Below are 14,400 nucleotides of genomic sequence, written 5' to 3'. Positions count from 1 at the left end.
TAATTACCTCCTTGCAATATAGCCCTCGGCGCACAGCAGTTCCGCCAGAAGGACAGCGCCTCCTGCGGCGCCGCGGAGGGTGTTGTGAGACAGGCTTACAAATTTGATGTCGTACTGCGTGTCGGGACGCAGGCGGCCGACGGAAATGGCCATGCCTTTTTCCAAATCCCGGTCCAGCCTGGTCTGGGGTCTCGATTCCTCTTCAAAGTAATGGATGAACTGTTTCGGCGCGGTGGGAAGGGAGAGCTCCTGGGGACGGCCTTTGAATTCCTTCCAGACGGAAAGGATCTCGTCGATGGGCGGCTTTTTGGCAAAGGTGGCAAAGCAGGCCGCCATGTGCCCGTCGGAGGCGGCCACCCGGAGGCACTGCGCCGTAATGGCGGGGGAGGCGGCCGGCACGATGACGCCGTCCTTCACCGTTCCCCAGATCTTCATGGGCTCGCGCTCAGACTTTTCTTCTTCTCCTCCGATATAGGGGATGACGTTGTCCACCATTTCGGGCCAGGTGGCGAAGGTTTTACCTGCGCCGGAGATGGCCTGGTACGTGCATACCAGGAGCTTTTCCGGAGAGAAGGCGCGCAGGGGATGAATAGCGGGGACATAACTTTGCAGGGAACAGTTGGATTTGACCGCGATGAGCCCGCGCTTCACCCCCAACCGTTTTCGAAGGGCCCCGATGACATCCAGGTGTTCGGGATTGATCTCCGGGATCACCATAGGCACGTCGGGGGTGAACCGGTGGGCGCTGTTATTGGAGACTACAGGGCATTCCAGCTTCGCATACCGCTCTTCCAGCGCCCGGATTTCTTCCTTTTTCATATCCACGGCGGAAAAGATGAAATCCACCTCTTCCGCAATCCGCTCGGCATCCTCCACTGCGTTTTTCACCATAAGATTTTCTGCGCACGCGGGGATGGGAACGGACATCGCCCAGCGGGCTTCCACGGCTTCGCGGTAAGTCTTTCCGCTGGAGCGGCCGCTTGCCGCCACCACCTTGAGATCAAACCAGGGATGGCCGTCCATCAGGGTCACAAACCTCTGGCCCACCATTCCCGTCGCGCCTACGATACCCACCTTGAGCTTTTCCATACCAAACGACTCCTATCTGTATCTATATCAATACTATATTGAGCAGTACCGGATTATGACACGCCCGATTTCCGGCGGGCGGACAGGTCCCCCGGAGGGGACGGTAAAAAAATAAATCAGCGGGTTGAAAAACCAGCTGATTTTGTAATATAATGTCGGAGGAAGGACGGCGCCCTTGCCGGCACGATATTCACAAAAGCAGATAGCTCTCCATCAAACCCTGATGACAGTTGCCGGGCTGTTCACACGGCACCCAGAGAAGACGACCCCGGTATCGCCCGCTCTTCGGCAACCGTCCCTTTCGCAATCGGTTCAAGGGGCCTATCCGGAGCCCTCCCCGCGCTAATATTGAAGGTTGCGCCTCTATCCTGCATCTATTTGCTCAATCCTACCACACTTTTTTTTTGAAGTCAACCCTGCCGGCGCAAGAGGGCCGGGCAAAACGGAGGATTCTGGAGGAGAATCATGAGAAAATTTGTGCAAATTGCGGCGGCTGTCGGGGCTATTCTCGCCTGCCTTACCGTTTCCGCAGCTGCAGTGGACGACAATCCCACCGTTAAAGTCGGCCTGTATTATGGGTCCAGCGCGCTGTTTTCCGCGAACCTGCAAAATTTTGCGGGAAGCGGATACCAGTTCGGATATTATGATTCCGGCAGGAATTTTGTGTCTCTGGGCTCCACCGCGGAAACCAAGATCTCCATGACCTGCGACACCAATATCTATGTTTCCGGCGGAACCTATTATGATACGGTGCCCACATACAGCTACTCCGTCATCGGGGCTTATCACATCCAGCTGCCCCAGGTCTACGGGACCTTCGCGGAGGCGCAGCAGGCTGCGGCGGCCATCACCGCAGTGCCGGCCTTTCCGGCTTACGTATCCGGGAGCTTTTACGTCAGGGCGGGAAATTACCAGACTGCGGACGCGGCCAACGCCGCCATGCTGTCCTTGGGGGTCACGGGAGGCACGGCGGTGGGAAACAGCTCGACGGGCATCACGGTGACCCGGACCACCACCACCACGATTCTGTTTGAATACGACGGCGGGGGGAACACCCAGCTGGCGGTTCTGCCCAACCTGGATTCTTCGGTGAAGGCGGTCACCTGGTTCAAGAACATCAAGTATTACGGGGGCTTCGAGTATAGACGGGTCTCCGGCGGGTATATTACGGTTATCAACGTGCTGCCCATGCAGGACTACATCAAGGGGGTCATCCCCTATGAGATGAGCCCCTCCTGGCCTCTGGAGGCCCTGAAGGCTCAGGCGGTCTGCGCCCGCACTTACGCCGTGAAGAGCAATTCCAAGCACGCCAAGGACGGGTTCGACCTGTGCAACACCACGGACTGTCAGGTATACAAGGGAACCAACTCGGCAAACGCCGTCACCGATCAGGCGGTGGACGAAACCTGTGGAATGTTCGTCTGCTATGGCGGGAGCCTAGCCGAAACGGTGTACTTCTCCTGCGACGGGGGAGCCACGGAGGACGTGCAGAACGTCTGGGGTACCAGCTATCCCTATCTCATGGGAGTGGAGGACCCATTTGAGCCCGTGGAAAAAATATCCGGATACTACTGGAACGTCACCTATACACTGGACCAGCTCACGGCGCTTCTGAAGGAAAAAGGCTACACCACCGGAAACATCACCGACGTCTACGTGTCGGAATACACCGCCATGGGGAATGTCCTGTCGGTCACCTTCCGGGACGACTGGGGGAAGAGCTACACCTTCTACCGCTCCGGGGCCAAGAGCATATTCTACAGCTCTTCTCTGGGAAAATCTCTTTCCAGCCAGCGCTTTTCCATAGCGCCCGCCGACGGGAGCGTTACGCTCTATGTCAACGGAGGCACCGATACTCTTGGGACTGTTGCTGAAACCTACGCTCTCCGGGGGGACGGGACGGTGGGGAAGCTCAGCGGGAGCGGTTCCAGCACCTATGTGCTATCTTCCACGGGACTCTCCACCCTCTATACGCAGGGCACCGCCAGATCCTTCACGGTGAGCGGAACCGGAAAGGGACACAACGTCGGCATGAGCCAATGGGGGGCTTACGGCATGGCGAGCCAGGGCTATACATATGACCAGATCATCGGGTACTACTATTCCGGCGTCAATCTGGACTGAACCGCCCAAGGCCCTGTTTTTCAGCGGGCACGGGCAACAGCCGCATTGCTGCAATAACGCGGATATTCAATCAGGTACGCTGTAATGATTTTATTTTTCGGATTTTGAACCATTCGCAGCGCAAAATCCGAAAACTTTTCGCCGGCTTTGATCCGGACGCGGAAACTAAAAAGACAGGAAACGATTGCATTCATGAAGACAAGCGATTTTCACTTCGACCTGCCCCCGGAACTCATCGCACAGACGCCGATAGCCAACCGGGACCGGTCCCGCCTCATGACCCTTGACAGGGAAACCGGCGAGACCGGACATTTGTTTTTTTACGAGCTCCCGGGGCTTCTCCGGTCGGGAGACTGCTTGGTGCTCAACGATTCCCGGGTTCTACCCGCACGGCTTCTGGGACATCGGGAACCGGGGGGAGGCGCCGTGGAGCTGGTGCTGCTCACCGATAAGGGAGAGGGACTCTGGGAATGCCTTTCCCGGCCGGGACGGAAGACCCGGCGGGGGACCGAGCTTTCTTTCGGAGACGGGATGCTGCGGGCCCGGGTAGAGGAGGAGCTTCCCGAGGGGAACCGCCTGGTGCGTTTTTTTCACGAGGGGATTTTCCTGGAGGTATTGGAGCGACTCGGCACCATGCCCCTGCCGCCGTACATCCGGGCGGAGTTAAAAGACCCGGAGCGGTACCAGACGGTGTATTCCCGCCAGCTGGGATCGGCCGCCGCGCCCACGGCGGGACTTCATTTTACAAAGGAGCTGCTGGGCCGGCTGGAAGCGAGGGGGATCGGACTGGCCTATATCACCCTCCACGTGGGGCTGGGCACCTTCCGCCCGGTTAAGGTGGAGGACGCCACAAAGCACCACATGCACTCGGAATACTGCCAAATCCCCGCGGAGACCGCCCGGAAGGTAAACGAAACAAGAGCAAGGGGCGGACGGATCCTCTGCGTGGGCACCACCTCCTGCCGGACCCTGGAGAGCTTCGCGGCGGAGGACGGGAGCCTTTCCGAAAGCTCGGGCTGGACCGATATCTTCATCTATCCGGGATACCGGTTCAAGGCGACCGACGGGCTCATCACCAACTTTCATCTGCCGGAGAGCACATTAATCATGCTGGTGTCCGCTTTCGCGGGACGGGAGCACACCCTGGAGGCATACCGCCGGGCCGTGGAGGCGCGATACCGCTTCTTCAGCTTCGGGGACGCCATGCTGATCCTCTGAAAAACGAAAAACCGACAAGGGAGAGACTATGTTTACACTGAAGGGGAAAGAGGGGAGAGCCCGGCGGGGAAGTCTGCAGACGCCGCACGGGAAGGTGGAAACCCCTGTTTTCATGAACGTGGCCACTCAGGCCGCCATCAAGGGCGGTCTGGATGCCCACGATTTAAAAAAGGTGGGCTGCCGGGTGGCCCTTTCCAACACCTACCACCTGCACCTGCGGCCCGGGGACGAGGTGATCCGGGAACTGGGCGGGCTGCACCGGTTTATGGGCTGGGACGGACCGAGCCTCACGGACAGCGGGGGATTCCAGGTTTTTTCCCTGGCGGGGCTCCGGAAAATCTCCGAGGAGGGGGTTCTCTTCGCCTCCCATGTGGACGGACGGCGGATCTTTATGAGCCCGGAGGACAGCATGCGCATCCAGGCCAATCTGGGGGCGGACATTGCCATGGCCTTCGACGAATGCGTGGAAAACCCTTCCACCTATGAGTATGTCCAGGCTTCCTGCGAGAGGACCTACCGGTGGCTTCTGCGATGCCGGGACGAGCACCTGCGGCAGCGGGAGATACCCGGAGCCGTGAACCCCGGACAGCTGCTTTTCGGCATCAACCAGGGAGGGATCCACGAGGACCTGCGGATCGACAACATGCGGAAAATCGCGGAGCTCGGACTGGACGGATACGCCATCGGAGGGCTTGCCGTCGGGGAGCCCACGGAGACCATGTACCGGGTTATTGACGCGGTGGAGCCCTTTATGCCGGAGGACAGACCCCGGTATCTCATGGGAGTGGGGACGCCGGAAAACATTCTGGAGTGCGTCCACCTGGGCATCGACTTTTTCGACTGCGTGATGCCCGCCAGAAACGCCAGACACGGCAAGCTCTACACCTGGCAGGGAACGATTAACATCAAAAACGAGGCTTATAAAACAGATTCCTCTCCGGTGGATCCGGAATGCTCCTGTCCCCTGTGCAGAAACTACAGCAGAGCGTATCTTCGGCATCTGTTCAAGGCGGAAGAGATCCTGGGGCTGCGCCTGGCGGTGCTCCACAACCTGTATTTTTACAACAGTTTTCTGGAACGGATCCGCATGGCGCTGGAGGCGAAGGCCTTCGAAAAATTCCGGGCGGAGCACGCCGGCCGGTGGACCCGGGGGGACAGCAGAGCATAAAAACGCACCACGCGGGAGCGCGGCGGGGAGAACAGGGCCGATTGCCATCCCAGGAGCCGTCTTTGACTGATTTTGCGGCAATTTGGAATTTGTCCCGAAATCTGTTGCAAAATCGGAAGATTGTATTATATAATAATTTTTACGAGTTAACGGAGGTGACACTACTTGAATTTACAGTATTTTTTGGTTCTCGCGGTATTTGTGGTCGGTTTTTATTTCATAGCGGTCCGCCCGGAAAACAAGCGGAGAAAAGATGTGGAAACCATGCGCCGCGAACTTACCGTGGGCGATGAGGTAACCACCATCGGCGGCATCGCGGGCGTCGTCTGCCAGATCAAGGACAACATGATCACCATTGAAACGGGCGCGGACCGGGTCCGGATTCAGCTTGCGAGATGGGCGGTCTCCACCAAGGGATTCCAGACGACGGAGGAAGCTCAGAAAGGCAAAAAAGAAAAAAAGGACAAAAAAGCAGATAAATAATGGCATGGTTTATCCTCCCCCCGAATATGCTTCAATACAAGCATAAGCCCATCCGATATCGGATGACGGGGGAGGATTATCATGCGTAAAAGCGAGGAAGAACAGGGAACCAAAATTGTTCACAGCATGCTGGGTATCCTTCTGGGGGGCGTCGTGGGCTTTCTTGTCTGCGTTGCCTTACTTGCCGTGTTTTCGCTGCTGATCGCCCGGGGACTGCTCGACGAGGACCTGATGTACCGGATGGCCGTCGCGGGCTGCTTTGTGGGCGCCCTGGCGGGAGGGACCGTAAGTGTTCGCCGGGCAAAGGGAAAACGTCTGTTTATGGGGATGGCGGCCGGAGCGGCGATGTTTCTTCTGATGCTGATTTTGGGCGCCTTTCTCTATTCGGGTTTTAATCCGTCCGACGGCGGGCTGGGCCTTCTGATTGCAAGCCTGGCGGGGGGCGCGGCGGCGGGCATCCTGGGGTCCCGTTCCCGGAAAAAAAGGCGAAAATCGTTGAAATAAGACGGCGTCTGTGATACAATACCTGCAAACCGGCGCGGATCCGGCGGCACGCAGCAACAGGAAACGCCCGGAGGTTACGAAAGAATATACGGCGGAAAGCCAAGGAGGATACATCATGAAACACATTAAAACGCTCAACGGTCCCACGCTGAAAAAAAGCGCCGCAAAGGGCGGCTGCGGCGAATGCCAGACCTCCTGCCAGTCGGCGTGCAAGACCTCCTGCACCGTGGCCAATCAGAAGTGCGAGAATAAAAATAAGTAAAATCCGATAGAAGCAGCCTATAAAGAGGGTGGGTGTTAACCCACCCTTTGCGGCGTTTTACGCCGAAGGGCGGCGGGGATACTTCACCGCCGCAGCGCATTTTACTGGAATCCGGCGCGCCGGCGGCCGAAACGGGCGGCATCCGCGGAAAGCGGAGGAGAGCAAAAATGGTACATACATTTTCCGCACTGGGATATCAAATCGCGGTGGACGTCAACAGCGGGGCGGTCCATCTTTTAGACGACGCGTCGTTCCGCATTCTGGGCCTTGCCGAGGGACCGCTGGGAGAGGCACTTCCGGAGAGTCTCCGGAGAGCGCTTCCGGATTATACCCGGGAGGAGCTGGAGGAAGCCTGGCGGGAGCTTCTGGAGCTTCAGGGGAAGGGAGAGCTTTTTTCCAGCGACGACTATGTGGACCCGAACCGGTCCGTGCCCCGGGGAGCGCCGGTGAAGGCTCTGTGCCTGCATGTGTCCCACGACTGCAATCTTCGCTGCCGATACTGCTTTGCCGCCACGGGGGATTTCGGCACGGGACGGAAAATCATGGATTTTGAAACGGCGAAAAAGGCCATCGATTTCGTCGTCCGGAAATCCGGAGCCCGGCGGAACATCGAGGTGGATTTCTTCGGGGGAGAGCCGCTCATGGCCATGGACACCGTTCGGAAGACGGTGGAATATGCCAGGAGCATCGAAAAAGAGGCGGGCAAAAACTTCCGGTTCACCATAACCACCAACGGGATGCTGCTCAGCGACGAGACCATCGAGTACATCAACCGTGAGATGGACAACGTGGTTCTGTCCCTGGACGGGCGGCGAGAGATCCATGACGCGATGCGGATTACTCCGGGGGGAAAGGGAAGCTACGACGTTATTGTCCCCCGGTTTCAAAAGCTGGTTAAGTCCCGGGGCGACAAGGACTATTACGCCAGGGGAACCTTCACCGCGCGGAATCTGGATTTTACCCAGGACGTGCTGCACATGGCGGAGCTGGGGTTTGAGTCGATTTCGGTGGAGCCGGCCACCGGTCCCAAAGGCGATCCTTTCGCCGTAGGCTCGGCGGAGCTGCCCAGGGTGTTCGAGGAGTACGAGCGTCTGGCGGAGGAGATGAAGGATCGGGAGGATTTCCGGTTTTTCCACTTCAACGTGGATCTCAGCCAGGGACCCTGCGTCATCAAACGCCTGAGAGGGTGCGGCGCTGGATGCGAATATGTGGCAGTGACGCCGGAGGGGGATATTTATCCCTGCCATCAGTTTGTGGGAAAACCGGAGTACAGACTGGGAAGCGTTCACGATGGGTCCTTCGACATGGGGATTTCCGACGTATTCGCCGGACTGAATATTTATACAAGAGAAGACTGCCGGGACTGCTGGGCGAAATTTTACTGCAGCGGAGGCTGCAGCGCTGGGAATCTGCTTGTCACCGGAGACATAAGAAAGCCGAATTCCGCCGCCTGTGAAATGGAACGGAAACGGCTGGAGTGTGCAATAGCACTAAGGGCCGCCGAGAGCGAAAGGGAAGACTGAGAAGCCAACTTTGAAATTATACAAATGGTAATCTTGACGAATCAATTGCGGCTGCTTGGGGATTCAACATATAGTCCCTGAGCAGCCGTTTTGCACACAACATATGGGAATTTAGCAGCCGCGGGAAACCGCGGCCTTCTTTTGTTGCTCGGGTTGACATAATGATATTTACATAATATATAGGCATAATAAACAAAAATGCAAAAAATCGTTGCTTTTCCTTGATTAAAGCGAAAAGGTAGATTATAGTAATAATACTCAGGTACTTTATCGGGAGATGAAATGATTGGAAGAACTTCGCTTGGGCGTGATCGGCGGAGGAAATATGGCGACGGCCATCCTCAGCGGCGTGATCAAAAAGAATGTATTTCCGAAGGACAAAATTACGGTTTCGGACAAGGATACAACGAAACTGGAAAAAATCCGGGAAATGGGCTGCCGGACAACGGAAAACAATCAGGAAGTTCTGAAACAATCGGATATCATCGTTATCGCCGTAAAACCGCAGGTAATAGACGCCGTGCTGGATGAACTGGCGGGCAAAACGAAAGATAAATGCATCGTTTCCATCGCGGCGGGTATTTCAAAAAAATATATTATTTCAAAACTTTCTACTGACAAAGTGATACGGGTAATGCCGAACACTCCTCTGCTGATCGGAATGGGAGCGTCCGCTCTGACGGGTAGAGGTACGATCCCGGAATATATATACGAAAAGGCGGTGTCAATATTCTCCGCCGCGGGATTTGTTACGCAGATCGAAGACGAGCAGATGAACGAGATCATCTTCTTAAACGGCACAAGCCCGGCATTCTTCTTCCGAATGGCGGGAGCCATGGTGGAAGCGGCGAAGGAACAGGGGATTGACGAAGAGAAGGCGCTGCAGCTGGCTGCAAAGACCATGGAGGGAGCGGCAAACATGCTGCTTTCGTCCGGTAAGACGCCGGCGGAGCTGACGGCCCAGGTTACGAGCCCCGGCGGAACCACTCTGGCGGCGCTTACGGCATTTGACGAGTTTCGATTTGAAGAAATGATTCGGGAAGCGGCCAAGCGCTGCACCGGAAGAGCTTATGAAATCGGAAGATAAGCGCGAAGTCTTTTAACGGGACGGAAAACAGAAATGCCCTGACGGGAAACGCGAAGAGCACCTTTCGGCCAGGCCAATATACCGATTCTAATTTGTCCCATGGGCTCATACCTTTAATTGAGGTGAGCCGGGGAATGAGACTGAGCAGGACGTTCCGGAGAATCTGGACGGTACCCGTGGACGGTATGGCCACGGGGCTGCTGATTCTGTCCGTTTTATTCGCGGCAGGGGCCGTTGCCGGACACATGATCCCGTTTTATATCGGAGACGCAGGGGACGAGGAACTCAAACGATACATAGCGGGTTATCTTGCCCTCAGCCGGCAGGACACCCTTTCCGTGCCGGATGTCTTTACGGTATTTCTGAATTTCTACAGGTATCCGCTGATAGCGTTCTTTTTTGGTTTCACCTCTCTGGGCGTCGTGGGTATTCCGGTGTTGGCGGCGGTGCGCGGTTTTTTTCTCTCGTTTGCCGTGTCCTGTTTTGCGAAAGTGTTCGGCTCGGAAGGGATCGCCCTCGCGGCGGTGGCTTTCGGCGTACAATGCCTCGTGACACTGCCGTGCTTTTTTCTCATTGCGGCTCAGGCTTTCTCCTCTTCAGCAAGAATCGCTTCCGTGACAGCGGGCCGGAAGCGGCGGGGGAGAGGGGAGCTATACGGCAACGGATATTTTCTGCGCTGCGCAATCTGCGCGGGCATCCTGCTGGGCGGCGCACTGGCGGAGATTTTTATCACGCCGTGGGTACTGTCTCTTATGGCGGGCGGCATGTCCATTTGACGCCCGCAGATCAAATTTGATTTGAGAACCGCAATCGCCAAAGCGCAAAAAGTGCGCTTTGAGCGGCAAAACGGACTGTTTTGCCGTTTTCAGATACGCTGATTAATTGTCTGGTTTGATCTAAAACCATGGTTTCCAATCAAACGCGCAGGATTCAGCGGCGGACGCCGCGACCATCCTGCGCATGAACAACCGGAAAAGGCGCCGAAAGCCGTTTTGCGGCGGTGCTTGTGGGCTGTTCAGCAGACAGTATATAAATCCGTTTCCCCGAAACAGAGGAGGAAGGTTGTCGGACGATGGAAGATTTCATCAAGGGGTATGAAACATACTTGACCAATCGCAAGCATTCTTCCGTTAATACCCTCAGTTCCTACCTGAGGGATGTGTCCCAATTCCAGCGCTATCTGAGCGACAGCGCGTCCCGTTCCCTGGAGGAAGCGACGCAAAATAATATCGAAAGCTACCTCACGTGGATGCTGGGAAAGGGAAAATCCGCATCTACGGTGACGCGCGCCCTGGCCGCCCTGAAGAATTTTTACGGATATATGCAGACGGAGGGCTTCGCTGCTTCCAATCCCGCTAAGAGCGTCGTTCCCATCAAGGCGGAGAGGAAACTTCCCCAAATCCTCACCGGCAAGGAAGTGGAGCTGTTTCTGGAGCAGCCCCAATGCACCGATCTTAAGGGATACCGGGACCACGCGATGCTGGAGCTTCTATACGCCACCGGAATCCGGGTGACGGAGCTCATTTCCCTGAATGTGGACGACTTAAACCTCGCTGCGGGGTTCGTCCGGTGCATCAGCAAGGAAAAGGAGCGGGTGATCCCTCTGTATCCGGCGGCGGTGCGGGCCCTTTCGGATTATCTGGAAAACATCCGGCCCCAGATGGTGGGACGGGCCATGGAGCCGGCCCTCTTCGTCAACATGAGCGGGGAGCGGATGAGCCGCCAGGGGTTCTGGAAGATCATCAAGTATTACCAGGAAAAGGCCCAGATCAAAAAGGAAATCACGCCCCACACCCTGCGGCACTCTTTCGCGGCCCATCTGCTGGAAAACGGGGCGGATCTCCGGTCCATCCAGGAGATGCTGGGGCATGCGGACATCTCTTCTACCCAGATATACACCCACCTGGTACGGCAAAAGCTCAAGAGTGTTTACAACAAAGCCCATCCACGGGCACTGTGAGAATATTCTCCGAGGGTAGTAAAGCGCGGCGGAACAATCCGCCGCGCTTTGCATTTTTTACGAGGCCACCTGCGAACGGAGGATGAATAATTATGCATTGGGCAGAAAGGGCATACAGGACACCCTCCCGGGGTGTGTTTCAGAGCTTGTGAAAAACAACGGGGCGCTGTTATCAAAACCGCATCTCGTTACGGAGAATGCTGCCGCGAATGACCTGCCGCAGGAGAAAGGATCTCTTTTTATACGCGGAAGCCCCGAACTCGGGGGATGCGAGAAAGACCTCGTTCAGACCGGGAAGAGAATAGAAGGCGGAGAGGCGGCGGACGTTTTTTGCTGTTGCCTATATTGGAGGCACCGTGATACAATACGTTTTGTAAGGCAAGGATAAAGCACCAGAAAGGGTTTGCGAAGCCCGGCCTCAAAGGGGGGAGCGGCATGGTCATTCTCGGGCTGGACCCCGGCATTGCAACCGTGGGCTTCGGCGTGGTGAATTCGGAACGAGACCGGCAGACCGTGCTGCGATACGGGACCATTACAACCCCGGCGGGTCTTCCGCTGAGCACCCGGCTTCTGCAGATTGCTACCGACCTGGAGGAGCTTGTCTCCGGCTTCCGGCCGGACGAGATCGCCGTTGAGGAGCTATTTTTCAATACAAACGTGAAAACGGGCATAGCGGTGGCCCACGGGCGGGGCGTTCTGCTTATGACAAGCGAAAAATGCGGCATTCCCGTCTTCGAGTACACACCGCTCCAGGTCAAGCAGGCGGTGGTAGGGTACGGCCGGGCGGAAAAGCAGCAGGTAATGGAAATGACGAGGCGGCTGCTGCAGCTTCCCCAGATCCCGCGGCCGGATGACGCGGCGGACGCCCTTGCAGTGGCCCTGTGCCACGCGCGTTCCGCCACATCGCTTCTGCGCCGGGAGACACGGCTGCCGTCGGACCGAACGTAACGGGCGGACCGGGAATTTTTCCGAGATACGGAATAAAGGGAGAGAATTCATGTTTTATTATCTGGAAGGCACCATTGCCCATATGGAGCCATACCTTGCCGTTCTGGACTGCGGCGGGGTGGGCTTTGCCGTTCACACCACGGCGACAACCCTGGCCGCCCTGAAGCAGGGGGAGAAGGCACGGCTTTACACCTACCTGCACGTGCGGGAGGAGATGCTGGACCTCTACGGTTTCAAAACGGTTTCCGAGCGAAACAGCTTCAGGATGCTCATCGGCGTATCGGGAGTGGGGCCGAAGGCAGCCCTGTCCATCCTGTCGGCGGGTTCCCCGGAGGCGCTGGCCACCGCCGTGGTCACGGGAAACGAAAAGGCCCTTACCGTCGCTCCGGGGATCGGGAAAAAGATCGCACAACGGATAATTCTGGAACTCAAGGACAAGCTGGCAAAGGGTCAGCTTTCCGGAGAGGCCTTTTCCGGGGAGAGTTTCGGCGCACCCGGAGACAAAGCCGGGGAAGCGGCGGCGGCTCTGGCCGTCCTGGGATATTCCAGGGAGGAGATCGCGAAGGTCATGGTCCGGATGGACATCGGGAGTCTTACCACCGAGGAGATCGTCCGGCAGGCGCTCAAGCGCCTTTCGATCCAGCAGGCATAATCTGGAAAACCGGGTCATACGCTGATTTTTATAAGCGTGTCCTTTTTCCGGCGAGAAAGGATCCGACTGCGCACATCCCATGTCGCCGGAGAAACGGAAGCCGTTTATGAGCATCGATTACGGAGACGGGCAGATGGAACCCATCATCAGCACTTCTTTTCTCAAGGAGGACGAGAACGAGCGCTCCCTCCGGCCCCGGACGCTTTCCGAGTACGTGGGGCAGGAGAAGAGCAAAGGCAATCTCTCCGTCTTCATACAGGCGGCAAAGGGAAGAGGAGAGCCCCTGGACCATGTCCTGCTTCACGGACCGCCCGGCCTGGGGAAAACCACCCTGGCGGGAGTCATCGCCAACGAGATGGGGGTCAATATCCGCATCACCTCCGGGCCCGCCATCGAAAAAGCGGGGGATCTTGCCGCGCTCCTCACGAATCTAAATGAAAACGACATCCTCTTCGTGGACGAAATCCACCGGCTGAATCGTTCGGTGGAGGAGATTTTATACCCGGCCATGGAGGATTACGCCATCGACATCATCATCGGAAAGGGCCCCTCGGCCAACTCCATCCGGCTGGACCTGCCACGCTTCACCCTCATCGGAGCCACCACCCGCTCCGGGCAGCTTTCCGCCCCGCTCCGGGACCGGTTCGGGGTGACGCTGCGCCTGGAGCTCTACTCTCATGAGGAGTTGGGGAAGATTGTGACCCGGAGCGCCGGGATTCTGAATGTTCCCATTGAGCCGGAGGGGGCCTGTGAGATTGCCTCCCGTTCCCGGGGAACCCCCCGGATCGCCAACCGTATGCTCCGGAGAGTGCGGGATTTCGCCCAGGTATGCGGCAGCGGCGTCATCACCCGGGAGCTGGCCGACCAGGCGCTCAACGCCCTGGAGGTGGATTATCTGGGACTGGACGCTTTGGACCGCAGGATGCTCTTATCCATCATCCGGAACTACGGCGGCGGGCCGGTGGGATTGGAGACCCTGGCCGCCACGGTAGGGGAGGAATCTGTGACTCTGGAAGACGTCTACGAGCCGTATCTGCTGCAGACGGGGTTTCTGACGCGGACTCCCCGGGGCCGGTGTGTCACGAAGCAGGCTTATGACCACCTCCATATCGAGTATCTGGGCCAGATGGAACTGTAAAGGGATTTTACATTCGTTCCCCGCCCCGGGCGGGGAGCGCATTTTTCCTGTCCGGAATGACGAGGCGCGCTTTGAACCGGCACCGAGACACGGCAACCGAAAAGGCGGACAAAAACCTCCCATGCGGGGAGGCCATTTTAATCAGTTTATACGCATATGGCACATGGGAGGTTCGTGTGATATTCACACGAACCACATAAGATATTAGTCCCATTTTCTCGCCGCTTCGCGGCAACCGAAAATG

Annotated in this window: 14 protein-coding genes and 1 riboswitch; of the genes, 13 read left to right on the top strand and 1 reads right to left on the bottom strand. The window is 57.1% G+C overall.

What is annotated here, in order from left to right:
* Positions 1 to 3: 3 nt before the first annotated feature.
* Positions 4 to 1,089 (bottom strand): aspartate-semialdehyde dehydrogenase, encoded by a 1,086-nt coding sequence (gene asd, locus B9A13_RS12210; RefSeq protein ID WP_084235443.1) that lies wholly within the window; start codon positions 1,087 to 1,089, stop codon positions 4 to 6.
* Between the two features lie 195 nt (positions 1,090 to 1,284).
* A riboswitch (Lysine riboswitch) is annotated at positions 1,285 to 1,463 on the bottom strand.
* A gap of 91 nt (positions 1,464 to 1,554) precedes the next feature.
* Here asd and B9A13_RS12205 point away from each other — a divergent pair.
* The 13 genes from B9A13_RS12205 to ruvB all read left to right on the top strand — a co-directional run bounded on the left by B9A13_RS12205 (position 1,555) and on the right by ruvB (position 14,156).
* Positions 1,555 to 3,213 carry a SpoIID/LytB domain-containing protein gene (locus B9A13_RS12205; RefSeq protein WP_084235442.1) on the top strand — a complete coding sequence of 553 codons (1,659 nt, stop codon included), beginning with the start codon at positions 1,555 to 1,557 and terminating at the stop codon, positions 3,211 to 3,213.
* Between the two features lie 192 nt (positions 3,214 to 3,405).
* Positions 3,406 to 4,431, top strand: a complete 1,026-nt coding sequence (queA, locus tag B9A13_RS12200) for a tRNA preQ1(34) S-adenosylmethionine ribosyltransferase-isomerase QueA (protein ID WP_084235441.1) — start codon at positions 3,406 to 3,408, stop codon at positions 4,429 to 4,431.
* Between the two features lie 28 nt (positions 4,432 to 4,459).
* Positions 4,460 to 5,599: a tRNA guanosine(34) transglycosylase Tgt gene (gene tgt / locus B9A13_RS12195; protein WP_084235440.1), complete on the top strand. Its 1,140-nt coding sequence runs from the start codon at positions 4,460 to 4,462 to the stop codon at positions 5,597 to 5,599.
* A 165-nt stretch (positions 5,600 to 5,764) separates the two neighbouring features.
* Complete coding sequence (gene yajC / locus B9A13_RS12190; protein ID WP_242942858.1) at positions 5,765 to 6,082, top strand: preprotein translocase subunit YajC; 318 nt, start codon at positions 5,765 to 5,767, stop codon at positions 6,080 to 6,082.
* Between the two features lie 81 nt (positions 6,083 to 6,163).
* Positions 6,164 to 6,586 (top strand): TIGR04086 family membrane protein, encoded by a 423-nt coding sequence (locus B9A13_RS12185; RefSeq protein ID WP_084235439.1) that lies wholly within the window; start codon positions 6,164 to 6,166, stop codon positions 6,584 to 6,586.
* Between the two features lie 115 nt (positions 6,587 to 6,701).
* Positions 6,702 to 6,848 (top strand): six-cysteine ranthipeptide SCIFF, encoded by a 147-nt coding sequence (scfA, locus tag B9A13_RS12180; RefSeq protein ID WP_084235511.1) that lies wholly within the window; start codon positions 6,702 to 6,704, stop codon positions 6,846 to 6,848.
* Positions 6,849 to 7,015: 167 nt separating this feature from the next.
* A complete protein-coding gene (scfB, locus tag B9A13_RS12175) occupies positions 7,016 to 8,371 on the top strand; it encodes a thioether cross-link-forming SCIFF peptide maturase (RefSeq protein WP_084235510.1) in 1,356 nt (451 codons plus the stop codon).
* 286 nt (positions 8,372 to 8,657) lie between these two features.
* The gene (proC, locus tag B9A13_RS12170) at positions 8,658 to 9,458 is read left to right on the top strand and encodes a pyrroline-5-carboxylate reductase (RefSeq protein WP_143807018.1); all 801 of its coding nucleotides are present in this window, start codon (positions 8,658 to 8,660) and stop codon (positions 9,456 to 9,458) included.
* Positions 9,459 to 9,592: 134 nt separating this feature from the next.
* On the top strand, positions 9,593 to 10,234 hold the full coding sequence (locus B9A13_RS12165) for a stage II sporulation protein M (RefSeq protein WP_084235437.1): 642 nt from the start codon (positions 9,593 to 9,595) through the stop codon (positions 10,232 to 10,234).
* Positions 10,235 to 10,530: 296 nt separating this feature from the next.
* Positions 10,531 to 11,418 (top strand): site-specific tyrosine recombinase XerD, encoded by an 888-nt coding sequence (gene xerD / locus B9A13_RS12160; RefSeq protein WP_084235436.1) that lies wholly within the window; start codon positions 10,531 to 10,533, stop codon positions 11,416 to 11,418.
* 435 nt (positions 11,419 to 11,853) lie between these two features.
* Entirely contained in the window at positions 11,854 to 12,366 is a 513-nt protein-coding gene (ruvC, locus tag B9A13_RS12150; protein ID WP_084235434.1) for a crossover junction endodeoxyribonuclease RuvC, read from the top strand.
* A 49-nt stretch (positions 12,367 to 12,415) separates the two neighbouring features.
* Entirely contained in the window at positions 12,416 to 13,018 is a 603-nt protein-coding gene (ruvA, locus tag B9A13_RS12145) for a Holliday junction branch migration protein RuvA (protein WP_084235433.1), read from the top strand.
* Between the two features lie 106 nt (positions 13,019 to 13,124).
* Complete coding sequence (gene ruvB / locus B9A13_RS12140; RefSeq protein ID WP_084235432.1) at positions 13,125 to 14,156, top strand: Holliday junction branch migration DNA helicase RuvB; 1,032 nt, start codon at positions 13,125 to 13,127, stop codon at positions 14,154 to 14,156.
* Positions 14,157 to 14,400 lie beyond the last annotated feature (244 nt).

The organism is Papillibacter cinnamivorans DSM 12816 (assembly GCF_900176335.1).
In the GTDB taxonomy this organism is placed as follows: domain Bacteria; phylum Bacillota; class Clostridia; order Oscillospirales; family Oscillospiraceae; genus Papillibacter; species Papillibacter cinnamivorans.
Note: the sequence above shows the minus strand (reverse complement) of the source record. Positions and strands in the feature narration are given on the sequence as shown.

What these genes read in the sequence shown, in the direction of transcription:
- B9A13_RS12205 (WP_084235442.1), top strand. Translation starts at nt 1,555, where the DNA reads ATGAGAAAATTTGTGCAAATTGCGGCGGCTGTCGGGGCTATTCTCGCC.
- ruvC (WP_084235434.1), top strand. Translation starts at nt 11,854, where the DNA reads ATGGTCATTCTCGGGCTGGACCCCGGCATTGCAACCGTGGGCTTCGGC.
- scfB (WP_084235510.1), top strand. Translation starts at nt 7,016, where the DNA reads ATGGTACATACATTTTCCGCACTGGGATATCAAATCGCGGTGGACGTC.
- tgt (WP_084235440.1), top strand. Translation starts at nt 4,460, where the DNA reads ATGTTTACACTGAAGGGGAAAGAGGGGAGAGCCCGGCGGGGAAGTCTG.
- scfA (WP_084235511.1), top strand. Translation starts at nt 6,702, where the DNA reads ATGAAACACATTAAAACGCTCAACGGTCCCACGCTGAAAAAAAGCGCC.
- ruvB (WP_084235432.1), top strand. Translation starts at nt 13,125, where the DNA reads ATGAGCATCGATTACGGAGACGGGCAGATGGAACCCATCATCAGCACT.
- B9A13_RS12165 (WP_084235437.1), top strand. Translation starts at nt 9,593, where the DNA reads ATGAGACTGAGCAGGACGTTCCGGAGAATCTGGACGGTACCCGTGGAC.
- queA (WP_084235441.1), top strand. Translation starts at nt 3,406, where the DNA reads ATGAAGACAAGCGATTTTCACTTCGACCTGCCCCCGGAACTCATCGCA.
- asd (WP_084235443.1), bottom strand. Translation starts at nt 1,089, where the DNA reads ATGGAAAAGCTCAAGGTGGGTATCGTAGGCGCGACGGGAATGGTGGGC.
- B9A13_RS12185 (WP_084235439.1), top strand. Translation starts at nt 6,164, where the DNA reads ATGCGTAAAAGCGAGGAAGAACAGGGAACCAAAATTGTTCACAGCATG.
- ruvA (WP_084235433.1), top strand. Translation starts at nt 12,416, where the DNA reads ATGTTTTATTATCTGGAAGGCACCATTGCCCATATGGAGCCATACCTT.
- xerD (WP_084235436.1), top strand. Translation starts at nt 10,531, where the DNA reads ATGGAAGATTTCATCAAGGGGTATGAAACATACTTGACCAATCGCAAG.